Genomic DNA, 15,982 nt, shown 5'->3' with positions numbered 1-15,982 from the left:
CGGGTAATAGATTAAGGCAGATTTGGTAAAACAACACGACCAACAACTTCGACTTATGAGTGTTTTTCTGGGAGTGGTGCTCCACGCACTAGGCGGTTTCGCCTCCGGCAGCTTTTATCTGCCTTATAAGAAAGTATCCGGCTGGGCCTGGGAAAGCTATTGGCTCGTTGGGGGGCTTTTTTCCTGGCTGATGGCGCCCCTGCTGCTCGGTTACCTCACCGTGCCCAACCTGTTTGGGGTGCTAGCTCAGGCGGACACCACTACCATCCTCTGGACCTATTTCTGGGGCATTCTTTGGGGTTTTGGGGGGCTCACGTTTGGCTTGGCCATGCGCTACTTAGGCCTGTCATTGGGGATGGCCGTTACGCTTGGGTTATGCGCCGTGTTTGGCACGCTGGTTCCGCCTATTTGGGAAGGCACTTTTTCGACGCTGATTAGCTCCTTATCGGGCAAGGTTATCATTATAGGGTTGGTAGTGTGCGTGGCGGGTATTCTAATTTGCGGAATGGCTGGCGTGATGAAAGAAAGGCACCAGACTACCGCCGAAAAGCAAGCCGGAGTAGCCGAATTTGATATGCGCAAAGGCCTGATGGTCGCAGTGTTCTCAGGAGTAATGAGCGCTTGCTTTTCCTTCGGTCTGACTGCTGGCCAATCTATTGCTGAACTAGCCACCCAAAACGGCACGAATCCGCTCTACGCCAACAATGCCATTCTGGTCATCATCCTGCTCGGCGGCCTCACAACCAATGCTATCTGGACGATTTACTTGAACATTAAAAACCAGACCTACACCGACTACACCAATATGTCGGCGCCCATTCTGCGCAATATTATCTTCTGCGCGCTGGCTGGTTTTACCTGGTATTTCCAGTTCTTTTTCTACGGCATGGGTGACAGCCAAATGGGCGAGTATCGCTTTTCCGGTTGGACTTTGCACATGGCCTTCATTATTGCCTTCAGCAGCATGTGGGGCCTGATTTTGCACGAGTGGCGCGGCTCCAACCGCATGACTATGCGCACCATCTCCTTGGGCATCCTGGTCGTGGTGTTCTCGACGGTGGTGGTAGGCGTCGGAAACTACTTGGGCTCCTAAAGCTTACCTGACTTCAGAAAAGCCCCCCAGCCAACTTAAACAGTGGCTGGGGGGCTTTTTTGTGTACTGATCCGGAGTAATAACGCTTATTCGCGTCTGGCTGCTGAACGAGAATCCCATGTACCACCAAGAATCTGTAGCGACGCGACCCTCAGCTTCGCTGACCTTTAGTTCGCGTCTCCTTATTGCTGCTGTTGTTTGTCTGTACAGCGCAATTCCAATCGTTCAACTACAAGACGCGAATCAAGGCCAGCGAAGCTAAGGGTCGCGTCGCTACTCTCATGTCGCAGAGCCACAGATGAATACACAGCTGAGCTAGGTCGTTCAAGCTCTACGGCTAGTAAGAGCATGCCAAAAGCACAGTCCAATGCAGTATTGGAAAAATAATTTTCTGGTAATCGGGGTAGGGCGGTAGTCTACAGGACAGTCTAGGCTTGGTAAGGTAATAATTTGGTCATGCTCAAAAGCCTCGGTCTTGTCTTCACACACCATTTCCTACCCTTACTTACTCATGAAGAAATGTTACACATGGCGTCGCTACCCGGTAGTGGTTGGCCTGCCACTTCTACTACTAGCAGGACCGGGAATAACGGCCGCACATGCGCGGGCCGCCACCAGTAAGGTAGCCGAATGGCAGCTGACCGGAAAAGTTGTGTCGCAGACGAATGAAGGCTTGCCCGGCGTGACGGTCGTGATTAAAGGCACCACCAACGGCACCACCACTGGCCCCGATGGTTCCTTCTCCCTGTCGGTACCCGAAACGGCGGGCACGCTGGTATTTAGCTTCATTGGTTTCACAACTCAGGAGCGCGCTTTCACCGGTTCCCAAAGCTTTACCATTAAGCTGGCGGAAGATGTGAAGAGTCTGGACGAGGTAGTAGTAGTAGGCTATGGCACCCAGAAAAAAGCCGACGTAACCGGCGCTATTGCCACCTTCGACGCCAGCCGCTTGGAAGAGCGGCCTATCGCGCGTGTCGATCAGGCTTTGGTAGGGCAGATGGCAGGTGTGCAGGTGAAGCAAAACACGGGCGTACCCGGCCGCGGCTTTAGCGTGCAGGTGCGCGGTGCAGGCTCCATCACGGCCGGCAACGAGCCACTGTATGTAATCGATGGTTTCCCGCTCGACAACGTTGCTCAGAATGGTGGGGGGCGTTTTGCCAGCGGCAGCCCACTCGACAACATCAACCCGAACGATATTGAGTCTATTCAGGTGTTGAAAGATGCCGCCGCGGCCGCTATCTACGGTTCGCGCGCGGCCAACGGCGTTGTGCTGATTACTACTAAGAAAGGTAAATCGGGCAAGCCCCAGATTACGCTCAATACCTATGTCGGTATTTCGCAGGCTGCCAAAAAGTTGGACGTGCTGAGCGCCGAAGAATGGGCTGAGCGCGCCGCCGAAATCATCAACGATAACTGGGTACGCTCGGGCCCCGGCCGCACCGCCAGCCAAACCACGGCTGAGCGTCAGGCTATTCTGAAAGTAAACAACATTGTGCCCGCGCAGATGATTGATGAGCGCTGGTTTCAGCCCGGCCATCCCGGCTTGCAGTACATCGACTGGCAGGATGAAGCTTTCCGCACCGGTCGCACCCAGAGCTACCAGGTAGGAGCCAGCGGCGCCACCGAAAACGTGAACTACTTCATTTCGGGCAACTACACCGATCAGCAGGGCATGATGGTAGGGCTTGGCTACAAGCGCTACTCGGCCCGTGCCAACGTGGAAGTGAAAGCCAACAACAAGCTGCGCTTCGGCCTGAACGTAACCCCGACTTACTCCATCACCGATGACCCCGGCATTGAGGGCAAAGACAACCGCCTGCATCAGCTCGTATCGATGGCGCCCATCGTGGAGGACACGGCCGGCGTAGCTACGGGCTACGGCAAAAACGAAGTGTACCGCTGGGGTGTATCAACGGCCAGCCCAGTGCGCGTGATGGAAAATGCCATCGGCCAAACCAAGACCTTCCGTACCCTGAGCACGCTGTATGCCGATTATGAGATAATCAGCGGCCTGCGTCTGCGCACCAGCATCAACTACGACAACAACGACGTAACGGCCAAATCGTACCAGCCGGCCGTACGCAACCTGCCTACTTCACTTGGCTCGGGTTCCTACAGCAGCTTTCGGCGGCAGACGTTCGTGAGCGAGAATACCGCCACTTATGCACGCACGCTGGGTACAAAACACGATCTGACGGCTCTCGTAGGGTACGCCTACAACTTCTCTCGCATTGAGAATGCGCGCCTCAGCGCCACCGGCGGCTTCGTCAACAACCAGGTTACTACCCTGAACGCGGCCACCAACATCAACGGCACGGGCAGCAACAACACCACCGAAAGTCAGAACGTCCTGATTTCCTACTTCGGCCGTTTACAGTATAGCTACGACGGTAAGTACCTGCTTTCTACTAGCGTCCGTCGCGATGGTTCCTCGCGCTTTGGGGGGCAAAATCAGTTCGGTGTTTTCCCCGCCGCCTCCGTGGGCTGGCGCATTTCGCAGGAAGAGTTCATGAAGAGCATTACGCCCCTCAGCGACTTGAAACTGCGCGCCAGCATCGGCTTGTCGGGCAATAACAGCATCGGCGACTACAACAGCATTGCTACGCTGGGCATTTACAACTACACCTTCGGCGGCGCCTTGGCTACGGGCCAGGCCCCTAACCGCGTAGAGAACCCTCAGTTGAAGTGGGAGCGCAACCGCACCATCGACTTCGGCGTGGACGTGGGCTTCTTCCAGAACCGCATCTTCGGTTCGTTTGATTACTACACCAAGACCAGCAAAGACCTACTGCTGAACGTGCCCATCAATACAGCGGCCGGCTTCGGCAACAACCTCGTGAATATTGGCGAGGTAGAAAACCGCGGTTGGGAAGTGGAGTTGACAACCCACAACCTGAACAATGCCCTCCAGTGGACTACGTCGCTTAACTTCAGCCATAATCAGAATGAAGTGAAGCACCTAGGTCCCGGCGACGCCACTATCGAAGTAGCCTCGGTATCCGACATACCTAGCAACGTATTGCAAGTAGGTTTGCCCATGTACAGCATCTTCGTTATTCGTCAGAACGGCATTCTGAGCCAGGCTGATATTGACAACGGCGCCGCTTTGTACAACAACCAAACCGCTGGCGACCCTCGCTACGAAGACGCAAATGGCGACGGTAAAATTGACCCAAATGACCGCGTGGTAGTGGGCCAACCCAACCCTAAATACACTTGGGGTATCACCAACAATTTCAAGTACAAAGGCTTCGACTTGAGCTTCCTGGTGCAAGGCCAAAATGGAGGCAAGATTTATTCGCTGTTTGGCCGTGCCATCGACCGTACCAGCGTAGGTTATCAGGAAAACGCCCTTGGCCACGCCCGCGACCGGTGGCGCTCCGAGGAAGATCCTGGCAACGGGGTGAAGGGCAAAGCAACCGCTCGGTTTGGCTTCATCAAGAACACCGACTGGCTCTACTCGTCTGATTACTACCGCGTGCGCAACATCACGCTGGGCTATGACTTGGGTCGCATCGTCAGCAAGAGTGTGATGCAGGGTGCCCGCGTGTATGTAACGGCTGAAAACTTCTTCGGCAAAGACAAATACTATGGCGGCTACAACCCCGACGCGGTAAACACCGACAACGGCGGTAGCTTCACTTCGGGCGTCGACTACGGCGGACTGCCTTTGGCTAAATCGTTGATTCTGGGCCTAAACGTAACTTTTTAAGCTGCACACAGAAGCCAACCGCTGGCGGCCCGCCTAGGCCCTCAGCCTCTAACTCCTAGCTACACACTCCCATGAAAAGAATATCTCTCCTCCTGGCTACCGCTTGTATGCTCACCTTGGGCAGCTGTGAAGATGACCTCAATCAAACGCCGCTTTCCAACGGCTCGATACCAGCATTCTTCAAAACCGCGACCGACTTTGAGCAGGCCATGAACGCGGTGTACAGCCAATTGCGAGGCTATCCCGACCGCATCCTGATCCTCTCTGAGCTGCGCTCCGACAATATTTATGGCGTTAGCAGCCAAGGTGTCCGCGACTGGGACGCCATCAACAACTTCAACACCTCGCTCTCCGTGAGCCCCTACATGGCCGATACCTGGGCATCAGACTTCAGCGCCATCTTCCGGGCCAATACACTGCTCGATCAGTTGGGAACCAATGGTGCTGTGGTAGGTGAAGGATTGAAGGTGCGCTACGAAGGAGAAGCCCGTTTCCTGCGCGCTTTTCATTACTTCGATCTGGTGCGCATGTTCGGCCGGGTGCCCGTCATCGACAAGGCCCTCATACCTCAGGAAGTAGCTAAGATCCCGCGCGGCTCCGTGGAAGATGTCTACAAGCTCATTATCAGCGACCTGGAATACGCTGCCGCTAATCTGCCTCTCAACTATACTGGCACCAATGTGGGCCGCGTAACATCGGGCGCAGCTAAAGGCCTGCTGGCTTTGGTGTACCTCACGCGCTCGGGTCCTACCTACGGCATCGAAGGTCCGGGCCTGGGCCTCAGTGAAAATGATAAAGCTCTGGCGCTGCTCAACGAAGTAATTGCAAGCAACCGCTACTCTTTGCTGCAGACAGGCACTGGCACTACCACTGCCTACGCCAACGTGTTCTCGTACACTAATGAAAATAACGCAGAAGTGATCTTTGACGTCCAGTACATCGTGGGCAATGGCGGAACTCACCCCGGCGTGATGGTACCCGATAACTACTTCACGGCGCTAGGTATACCGTTCGGCTCACGCGGAATTGAGATTAAGCCAGTCTCGACTGATTTCCTGAGCACCTTGGCGGCCAATGATGATCGTCGGGCAGCGAGCGTGCAGACGGGCTATCTGGTAGCTGGCGTAGCCGAAAACCGCACCGTACTGAAGAAATACATTAGTGCGGCCGGTCGCGGCACGGGCAACACCGACTGGCCCATCAACTTCATCGTGATGCGCTACGCCGACATTCTGCTCATGAAAGCCGAAGCGATTCTGCGCGGCGGTGGCGGTACCCAGGCCGAGGCGTTGGCCTTGGTAAACCAAGTCCGGACCCGTGCCAAGCAGCCCGCGCTTACCAGTCTGAACATGGCCCAGCTAATGGAAGAGCGTCGTCGCGAATTCATCGGGGAAGGCCTGCGCTGGCACGACTTGGTACGCTCCGGCACTGTGCTGACCACCATGAACGCCTGGGTTGCCAAGGAAGACGCGTCGGGCAAGATGCGCAGTAACATTGGCCCCAATGACATTATCTACGCCGTGCCCCTGAACGAATTGAGCGCCACGCCGGGCCTCTACGATCAGAATCCCGGCTACTAAGCTACTGAGTGTTAAGTGAGTAATAGCCCGGCTCTTTCCAGGAACATAGCCTGGCCAGAGTCGGGCTTTTTGCAGCCCTAGGGGGCAAATTCACGGATAACTAAGCCTAATGAGTACATCTGACTGTAGAAGATTCCAGACCCGCCGCCCACCGCTCATGCAGCAGTTGTATCGGGCTTGGTGGCCGGTGGCAGTGAGTATGAATTGCCTGCTGAGCACGGCCGCGCTGGCGCAATCTGAGTCGGCGGTGGCCCCGGCTACCTCCCCGGCACTCTGGCACAATCAGGCTCGCACCCTCCGCTACCGCCCCGATGGGACTGACTTCGTTATCACAAATGGTAACAAGCGCTTTGCCCGCGCTCTGTATGGCACCAACACTGCCTTCCGCGTAGAGGCCGGCGACTTGCCGGAGTTTGCGCTGTACCTACCCGGTATGGGGGGCAATTTTAAGCTCGGCTTACTGACTGATGGTCAAAGCAAATGGCTCATTGAGGCGGAAAACATTGAAGCCCGCTACCGGCCCGGCGCGATGATCTACGAGATAAAAGATCCGTTGCTAGGCGCTGGCAAGCTGCACCTAGAAGTACTGGCCCAAGCCGACGCCGAAGGCATGCTGATCCGCGCCCATTTCGAGAATGTGCCCACTGATAAAGTGCGCCTGCTGTGGGCCTTCGGTGGCGTCACCGGCAAGAAATTCAGCCGCGACGGCGACATCGGCGCCGACCCCGAATCGAACTTCTACCTCAAGCCGGAGTATTGCCAGGGCAACGTATTTGAGTTAAAAAACAACACCTTCCGCCTGACCTTTGGCACCGCACCAAAGCCACCCAAAACCGAGGATTCAGCAGACAACTCAGCCGCAAAAACACCCCCCAGCGTTGCTAATTCAGCAGCGCGCCCTAGTCTCAACGGTGTTGTGCCTCCTGCTTCGCAAACGCACGTAGCCGATGCCACCCAGCAAGCATCGCCTGCCCAGCTCTATGCTTCCCAAACCTCAGCTACCCCTGTTCTGACTGGCATTCTGAAGGCCAAAGAAGGGGAGACACTCTACTTCGCTGTTCAAAAGCCCGAAACGGCGGCTCTGCGCTACGCGGAGTTGCCCCAGGCATGGAACCGCGCCGAAGCGGCCCGGCAAAAGCTAGCCAGCCGCGTCCGAATTCAAACGCCCGATCCTTACATCAACACCTTAGGCGGCGCGCTCAGCATCGCCGCCGACGCCATCTGGCAAGACCCCGCTTACCTACACGGCTCCATTGCTTGGCGCATGCCGCTCAATGGATGGCGCGGCGCCTACACCGCCGACCCACTCGGCTGGCACGACCGCGCCCAAACCCATTTTCGCTCCTACGCCAAATCGCAGCTGACCAGCCCGGAAGTGGGGCCGTTGGTAATGGATACGGTCCTGCACCTGGCGCGTCATCAGGAAAAACTGGGCACGGCCGTATTCAGCAGCGGCTACATTTCGCGCAACCCCGGCGGCGACTTTCGCCCCCATCACTATGACATGAACCTGGTCTACATCGACGCGTTGCTGCGGCACCTGCGCTGGACTGGCGACCTAACCATGGCCCGCGAACTGTGGCCCGTATTGCAGCGTCATTTGGCTTGGGAAAAGCGAAACTTCGACACCGATAACGACGGCCTCTATGATGCCTACGCTGCCATTTGGGCTAGTGATGCCCTGCAATACAGCGGTGGGGCCGTAACGCATTCTTCAGCTTATAACTTTCTGGCTAACAAGCTGGCCGCAGAGCTAGCAACGCGCCTAGGCCAGAGCCCCGAACCATACCGGCAAGAAGCCACCAAAATTCATCAAGCCCTAAACGCCCGCTTGTGGATGCCAACGCACGGTTGGTACGCCGAATACCAGGATGCGTTGGGCCTAAAACAATTGCATCCCGCTGCTGCCCTCTGGACAGTTTATCACGCCCTCGATTCTGAAGTGCCGGATGCTTTCCAGGCTTACCAAGCCTTGCGTTATGTGGATACCAGTATTCCGCATATTCCAGTCCGGGCAACGGGACTGCCCGACGAAGGCTACCATCTGCTTTCGACTACCAATTGGCAGCCCTACGACTGGTCAATCAACAACGTGGCCATGGCCGAGGTGCTGCATACGACCCTGGCCAATTGGCAGGCTGGGCGCACGGATGAGGCGTTTAAGCTCTGGAAAAGCGCCTTGCTCGAAAGCATGTACTTGGGTTCTAGTCCGGGCAATATTCAGCAGGTGTCCTTCTACGACGCCCACCGTGGCGAGCTGTATCGCGACTTCGCCGACCCCATCGGCGTGTTGTCGCGCACACTAGTAGAAGGCTTGTTCGGTATCGTGCCCGATGCGCTGGGGGGCATTTTGACCGTTCGCCCCGGCTTGCCTACGGTCTGGAATGAAGCGGCGCTGTCGGTACCCGATGTGGATTTTGATTTTCGCCGCCAAGGCCAGCAGGATAACTACCGCATCACCCCGCGCTTTGCTAACCCTCTGCAACTGCGCTTGCAAGTGCAGGCGCGCGCCGACGATATTAAATCGGTAACTGTGAATGGGCAGCCTGCTAAATGGCAACCAATTGATGACGCCGTAGGGCAGCCTGTCATTGAGATAAATAGTGCACCAGCGACCAAATACGAAGTTGCCATAACCTGGCAAGGCGCCGTACCCGACACAGCGGCGTTGGAGCCTGTGTATGTTGTCAACGCGCCACTGTCCGTGCGCTTTCCGCACGCCACCATCACCAAGGTATTTGACCCACAGCAAGCCCTGCGCAATGCCGTCCCCAACGGCTCCGCGCTAACCGCCCAGATAGCCGGCGAAAAGGGGCACCGCTCGGCTTTTGTGCAGCTCCGCCAGGGCGGGCTTACCTGGTGGGAGCCGCTGACCTTCGAGGTTCGCGAGCCGTTCACAATTATAGCCGAAAAAGCCCCCCAGACCAACGGATTGCGCTTTCAAGTGCAAAACAACACAAACGACGCCGATGCGAAAGTAACGGTAGGCACCGGCAAACGTGCCTATACAACCAACGTCAAAATCCCGAGCTTTTCGTCGGCCGAAATATCGGTGCCCGCCGGGGCGGTGGTGGCCGGCTCCAATGCCGTAACGGTAGTGTGGAATAAGCAGAACATCACAGATAAGGTAATAACCTGGGATGCTCCTAAAGCTGCTAAAACCCGCTACGAAACCGTAAACCTGTCGCCCCATTTCAACGACCAGGTAACCAGGATTTTTCAGAACGAATATCTTTCTCCGCGCCCTGCGGGCCCTACACTTCAACTGCCCACGCAAGGCATTGGCAACTGGTGCTATCCGCTCACCCAAGCGGTTATTGATGATGTTGGTTTGCGTCAGCTGGCGGGGGGCAAAAATGAAATTACGCTGCCCTGGGGCACACCCCTGCGCACGCCCGGCGCGGCAGGGGAGAAGAACATATTGTTCGTGTCGCAGTGGGATAATTACCCAGATAAGCTAACTGTACCGCTGGGGGGCAAATCTAGTCACGCTTACCTGCTCATGGCCGGCTCTACCAACCCCATGCAAAGCCAACTCGTCAACGGGGAAGTGCTGGTGACGTATGCCGATGGCACCACGGAAACGCTGCCGTTACGCAACCCAGACAACTGGGCCCCTATTGAGCAGGATTACTTCCAGGATGATTTTGCCTTCACCACTGGCGCGCCCAAACCCTTCCGCCTCCACCTCAAAACCGGCCTGCTCACCCGCGATTTCAAAGACTACACCAGCATCAAAGGTTTCAGCACCCGCGCCATCGACGGCGGTGCCGCCACCGTGCTGGATATGCCCTTAAATCCTAAGAAAAAGCTTCGCAGCCTCACGCTAAAAGCGCTGGCCAATGATGTGGTCATTGGCTTAATGAGCGTGACGTTGGTGCGGGAATAATGAGGCAAAATGCCAGAAACAATAACTCCAAAACGTCAAATAAAAGCGGTCATGCAGAACGCAGCGAAGCATCTCGCGTGCTGATGTTGCAACACTAACTCACCAAACACGCGAGATGCTTCGCTGCGCTCTGCGTGACGTTCTTTCAATAATAAATTAGCCTATGCGCCCTCTTCCCAATCTACTTCCAAGTTTACTACTGACTTGCTTGAGTTTGCCGCTTGCCGCCCAGCAAAAACCCATCGACCGCCAAGCGCTAGTAGAGCGCCACCGGGTAATTATCACAAATACCGATACGCTCTCGTCGTTATCAGTGGGCAATGGTGCTTTTGCGTTTACGGCTGATGTAACGGGGCTTCAATCATTTCCGGCTTATTATGAGAAGGGAGTACCGTTGGGCACTCAGTCGGAGTGGGGATGGCATTCATTCCCGAATACCCAGGGCTATACGTTTGAGCAGAGTCTGCGCGAGGTTGATTTGAATGGACGTAAAGTGCCCTATGCGGTGCAGATAAAAACGCCGGGTAACAAGGAAGCAGTAGATTATTTCCGAGCTAACCCGCACCGTTTGCAGCTAGGAAATCTGGGCTTTATGCTGCTGAAAAAAAACGGGCAAGAGGCTACCATCAAGGACCTGCGCGATATCCGTCAGGAGCTAAACCCATGGACAGGCGAGCTGAAAAGCCATTTTACAGTCGAAAATGTGCCCGTCGATGTCGTGACTGTGGGACACCAGGAACAGGACGCCGTGGCCGTGCGCGTGGAATCAGAGCTAATAAAATCTGGCCGCCTGAAGGTAGCCCTACGCTTTCCCTTTCCAACTGCCGGCTGGGCCGATATGGGCACCGATTACTCACATCCTGACCAACACAAGTCCGCTATTACCGAGCAAAAGAAAGGTGCGGCTCTGATATCACACCAATTAGATACCACGAAATACTACGCGGCATTGAGCTGGCAGCAGGCGGCTACGCTGGCGGCGGGCAAGGCCCATGAGTTTGTGCTCACGCCTGGCAAGAGCGAAAAGGTATTGGAATTTAGCTGCCGGTTTTCGGCCCGGCCGCGCCCTACGGCCGTTCCAACATTTACGGCCACTCGCCAGAACAGTCAGCAGCAGTGGGGGGCTTTTTGGCGCAGTGGAGGAGCCGTAGATTTTAGCGGCACTACCGATCCGCGGGCCCGCGAACTGGAGCGCCGCGTGGTGCTGTCGCAGTACCTGACCAAGCTACAAGGCGCCGGCTCCCAGCCGCCCCAGGAAACTGGGTTGGTGCTCAATAGCTGGTACGGCCGCCCCCACCTCGAAATGCACTGGTGGCACTCCGCCCACTTTGCTCTGTGGGGCCGCCCGGCCTTGCTCGAAAAAAGCCTGACATGGTACGCCCGCCCCGACGTGCAAGCCGTAGCCCGCGGCATCGCCAAACGTCAGGGTTACGAAGGCGTGCGCTGGCAAAAGATGACTGATCCCTGGGGTCAGGAAGGGCCATCTTCGGTGGGGGCCTTTTTGATCTGGCAGCAGCCTCACTTTATCTACTTCGCCGAGGAAATATACCGGCAGCGCCCCGATGCGGCTACGCTAAAACTGTATCAGGATCGGGTGTTTGCCACCGCCGATTTTATGGCTTCTTACCCGTTCTTTGAGAAAGACAAAGACCGCTATATTCTCGGTAAAGGCGTGATTCCGGCTCAGGAACGCTTTAAAGCCGAAGAAACCTTTAACCCCACCTTCGAGCTGGTATATTGGAATTGGGCCCTCAATACGGCCCAACAATGGCGCGTGCGCCAGGGCCAGCCACGCAACCCAAAGTGGGATGCCGTCCTGCAAAAGCTCTCCAAGCTGCCTCAGGCTAACGGCGTATACCTGGCTACCGAAAGCGCCCCAGATTCCTATACCAACCCTGAGTTCAAAACCGACCACCCCTCCGTGCTGGCCGCCCTCGGTGTAATGCCCGCCACCGGCCAGGTAGACCCCGCCACCATGCGCCGCACCTTCGACCTGATCTGGAAGGATTGGAGCTGGGACAAAACCTGGGGCTGGGACTTCCCCATGACCTCCATGGCTGCCACCCGCCTCGGCCTGCCCGATCGGGCTGTGGATGCGTTATTGATGAAAGTGCGCACCAACACTTACCTGCCCAGCGGCCACAATTATCAAGAAGACCGTCTCCCCATTTACCTCCCTGGCAACGGTGGTCTGTTAGCCGCGGTAGCTCTTATGTGCGCTGGCTATGATGGCTGTAAAGAGGAAAATCCTGGCATTCCGAAAGGCTGGAAGGTACGCTGGGAAGGGTTAAGTAAAATGCCTTAAGGAAGAACGACAACTCCCCTCCTCAGATGAGGAGGGGACGCCGTGCCGAAGGCGCGGCTGGGGTGGTTGACCTCGTTGCTGATGTTGATTTAGTCTGTCAAGCAGAAGAGCTTTTCTGCCCTAAATGGCGGTCACGCAGAGCGGCAGCGAAGCATCTCGCGTGCTGATATTGCAACAGTGACCCAACGAAGCGGGCGAAATGCTTCGCTGCCACTCTGCACGACGAGCTTGTAAACAACTAAATAACGCTCCGACCAACCACCCCTAGCCCCTCCTCAGCTGAGGAGGGAAACTAGCTTTTTAGGTCTCTAGCTTTCTAATTCGTCATAGTTTGTAATTCTCTCTGCTACTCGCCAACTCATCATGATAAAGCATCTCTCCTTATTCAGTCTCTTAGCTCTGTCAACGCTGGCTTCCGCTCAGTCCTCTTTCACCCCAAATTTGCCCCCCGTCAAAACCACTTCTTTCCGGGCCGATACATTGTCAATTATCAAGTATGGCGCAGTGGCGGATGGCGTAACTTCTAATACCACAGCCTTGCAGCAAGCCATCGACGCGTGCGGCCAAAAGGGTGGGGGTGTAGTGCTGGTGCCGCGCGGGCACTGGCGCACTGGGCCCATTGAGCTGCGCAGCAACGTGAATCTGCACATAGCGGAAGGAGCATTGGTGCAGTTTAGTGATAAGATGGCTGATTATAAGCTGATCAAAACCAACTGGGAAGGCTTGGCGGCGGTGCGGAATCAGCCCCAGATTTATGGTAAGAACCTGGAGAACGTGGCTGTGACTGGCAAGGGCATTGTGGATGGCGCAGGGGAAGCGTGGTACATGGTGCAAAAAGGCCGCTCCACCGAATCGGAGTGGAAGCAGTTGGTGGCTTCGGGTGGCGTGCTCAATGAGAAGCAGGACCGTTGGTACCCTTCGCCCCAAAGTCTGAAGGGCACATTGGTAAAGGAAGCCGGTGTGCTCAGCGAGGAGAAGTCTGAAATCAAGGATTTTGAGGAAATAAAGGACTATCTGCGCCCTGATATGCTGGTGCTCGACCACTGTAAGCGGCTGTTGCTGGAGGGCGTGACGTTTCAGAATTCGCCGGCCTGGACCTTGCACCCGATGATGAGCGAAGACGTGGTGGTGCGCAACGTGACCGTGCTCAACGGACCGTACACGCCCAACACCGACGCGCTGGATCTGGAGTCCTGCAAAAACGGGTTAGTGGAAGGCTCCACCTTTGATGTGGGCGACGATGCCATCTGCATCAAGTCGGGGCGCAACGAGCAGGGGCGGCAGCGGGCCATGCCCACCGAGAATTTTATCATTCGCAACTGCAAAGTGTACCGGGCCCACGGCGGCTTTGTGATTGGGTCGGAGATGTCGGGTGGAGCACGCAACATCTACGTGTCTAACCTCACGTTTATCGGCACCGATATTGGCCTGCGCTTTAAAACTACCCGGGGCCGCGGCGGCGTTGTAGAGAATATCTTCATCGAAAATGTGGACATGAAAGACATTCCCGGCGAGGCCATACTCTTCGACATGTACTACATGATCAAAGACCCGACACCCCAGGTGGCGGGCTCCAAAGAGCGGCCGGTTTCGCTGGCCAAACCCGTGGATGAAAGCACGCCGCAGTTTCGCAAAATTCAGATTCGCAACGTGACCTGTAATGGTGCCAAAACTGGCATTATGGTGCGTGGGTTGCCCGAAATGAGCATCAAAGACATCAGCATCGAAAATGCTGTGCTGCAAAGTCAGCAGGGCCTAGTGTGTATTGAAGCCGACAATATCCAGCTGCGCAACGTGACGCTGCTAACGCAGAAAACAGACCCCGTGATGGAGGTGCACAACAGCCAGAATATTACGCTCGATAACATCAAATATGCCCCCCAGGCGGCAGTGCTCCTGCGCGTATCCGGCGCGGACAAAGCAAAGAATGTTCGTCTTACCAACACGGATGTTTCCAAGGCCAAAACAGGCGTGGAATTCGGCCAGAACGTGAAGAAAAAAGCTGTTGTCGTTTCCAAAAAATAAGACAATTATTTCCTCAGAAACAGCCGATCGAAAAAGCTCCCCAGCAGACAAATACGTCCTTTCTAGTCCATGAAAAACCTCTTGCTTTTTTCGCTCTTGCTTCTGCTTTTCTGCCCAATGGCCTACGCTCAGAGTAAGCCCAAAATCGGTGCTTTATCACAGCGCATGGCGGAGTCGTTTATCAAGCGCTACCCCGATTCGCTGGGGCTGGAGCAGAACAAAGTGGCGCGTTGGGGCTACGAGCAAGGGCTAATGCTGAAAGCCATTGAGCGCGTGTGGCAGCGCACGGGCGACAAGAAATATCTCGACTATATCGTGCGCATCATGGACTATTCCATCGGCGCCGATGGCTCGATTCAACGCTTCAAGTACGAGGACTTTAATCTTGACAACATCAACACTGGCCGCATCCTGCTTACCCTAAGTCAGCAGCCGGGTTTAGATCAGGAGAAGTACCGCAAAGCCGCGCACCGTTTGCACGAACAGCTGGATGAGCAGCCGCGCACAAAGGAAGGTGGGTATTGGCATAAGAAGCGCTACACCAATCAGATGTGGCTGGATGGGTTGTATATGGCAGAGCCTTTTTCGGCTGAATACAGCAAGCTTTTCAACAAGCCTAAAGGCTTTGATGAAGTAGCCAAGCAGTTTGCATTGATTGAGAAAAACCTAGTCGATTCGAAAACGGGCTTGCTCTACCACGGCTACGATGAAAGCCGGGAGCAGCAGTGGGCCAACAAGCAAACAGGCTTATCGCCCAACTTCTGGGGACGCGGTATGGGTTGGTACGCTATGGCTCTGGTTGATGTGCTCGATTACTTCCCCAAGGAGCATCCGCAGCGCGCGCAACTGATAAAGTATTTGCAGCGGCTGGCACCGGTGCTGGCGAAGTATCAGGACCCTAAAACGGGCGCTTGGTGGCAGGTGAGCGACCAGGGCAGCCGGGCTGGCAATTATGTGGAAGCTTCCGCTACGTGCATGTTTGTGTACGCGCTAGCCAAGGGCGCACGCCTAGGATACCTTGATAAGTCATTCCAGAAAGTGGCCGACAAAGGGTACCAGGGCATTCTAAAGCAGTTCGTGCAAACCGAACCCGATGGGCTGCTGACCTTAAACGGCACGGTGAGCGTGGGTGGCCTCGGTGGCTCACCCTACCGCGACGGCAGCTACGAGTACTACTTGAGCGAGCCTATCCAGAAGAACGATTTCAAGGGCGTAGGGCCGTTTATTATGGCTAGTGTGGAAATGGAGATGGCGAAGTAAGGTTTAGAGTAAATATAATGCACATTAGGAGCGTCAGTTGATAGTTGACTAGGTCGAAAGTGTAGCTAATAATGAGGCGCTATTTTACAAGAAAAAACACAGAATAAGGCGCTTTTAA

General features: G+C 55.6%; 7 protein-coding genes. All 7 read left to right on the top strand.

Annotation, left to right across the window (positions count from 1 at the left end; genetic code table 11):
- The first annotated feature begins 55 nt into the window (after nucleotides 1–55).
- The 7 genes from rhaT (at nucleotide 56) to ACW9KT_RS11800 (ending at nucleotide 15,864) form a co-directional block, all read left to right on the top strand.
- Nucleotides 56–1,093 (top strand): L-rhamnose/proton symporter RhaT, encoded by a 1,038-nt coding sequence (rhaT, locus tag ACW9KT_RS11830; protein ID WP_457080588.1) that lies wholly within the window; start codon nucleotides 56–58, stop codon nucleotides 1,091–1,093.
- Nucleotides 1,094–1,604: 511 nt separating this feature from the next.
- Entirely contained in the window at nucleotides 1,605–4,805 is a 3,201-nt protein-coding gene (locus ACW9KT_RS11825; protein ID WP_457080587.1) for a SusC/RagA family TonB-linked outer membrane protein, read from the top strand.
- 71 nt (nucleotides 4,806–4,876) lie between these two features.
- Nucleotides 4,877–6,385 (top strand): RagB/SusD family nutrient uptake outer membrane protein, encoded by a 1,509-nt coding sequence (locus tag ACW9KT_RS11820; RefSeq protein WP_457080585.1) that lies wholly within the window; start codon nucleotides 4,877–4,879, stop codon nucleotides 6,383–6,385.
- 109 nt (nucleotides 6,386–6,494) lie between these two features.
- Entirely contained in the window at nucleotides 6,495–10,274 is a 3,780-nt protein-coding gene (locus tag ACW9KT_RS11815; protein WP_457080583.1) for a DUF4450 domain-containing protein, read from the top strand.
- 208 nt (nucleotides 10,275–10,482) lie between these two features.
- Complete coding sequence (locus ACW9KT_RS11810; protein WP_457080581.1) at nucleotides 10,483–12,579, top strand: hypothetical protein; 2,097 nt, start codon at nucleotides 10,483–10,485, stop codon at nucleotides 12,577–12,579.
- 363 nt (nucleotides 12,580–12,942) lie between these two features.
- Nucleotides 12,943–14,604, top strand: coding sequence for a glycoside hydrolase family 28 protein (locus ACW9KT_RS11805; RefSeq protein WP_457080579.1), 1,662 nt, complete (start codon nucleotides 12,943–12,945; stop codon nucleotides 14,602–14,604).
- 69 nt (nucleotides 14,605–14,673) lie between these two features.
- Nucleotides 14,674–15,864 (top strand): glycoside hydrolase family 88/105 protein, encoded by a 1,191-nt coding sequence (locus ACW9KT_RS11800; protein ID WP_457080577.1) that lies wholly within the window; start codon nucleotides 14,674–14,676, stop codon nucleotides 15,862–15,864.
- Nucleotides 15,865–15,982: the final 118 nt, after the last annotated feature.

The organism is Hymenobacter sp. HD11105 (assembly GCF_054051685.1).
The sequence above is the reverse complement of the archived record's forward strand: the minus strand, read 5'-3'. Positions and strand labels throughout refer to the sequence as shown.

Bases quoted from the DNA above. Each gene is read 5' to 3' on its own strand.
- rhaT (WP_457080588.1), top strand. From the start codon at position 56: ATGAGTGTTTTTCTGGGAGTGGTGCTCCACGCACTAGGCGGTTTCGCC.
- ACW9KT_RS11825 (WP_457080587.1), top strand. From the start codon at position 1,605: ATGAAGAAATGTTACACATGGCGTCGCTACCCGGTAGTGGTTGGCCTG.
- ACW9KT_RS11820 (WP_457080585.1), top strand. From the start codon at position 4,877: ATGAAAAGAATATCTCTCCTCCTGGCTACCGCTTGTATGCTCACCTTG.
- ACW9KT_RS11815 (WP_457080583.1), top strand. From the start codon at position 6,495: ATGAGTACATCTGACTGTAGAAGATTCCAGACCCGCCGCCCACCGCTC.
- ACW9KT_RS11805 (WP_457080579.1), top strand. From the start codon at position 12,943: ATGATAAAGCATCTCTCCTTATTCAGTCTCTTAGCTCTGTCAACGCTG.
- ACW9KT_RS11800 (WP_457080577.1), top strand. From the start codon at position 14,674: ATGAAAAACCTCTTGCTTTTTTCGCTCTTGCTTCTGCTTTTCTGCCCA.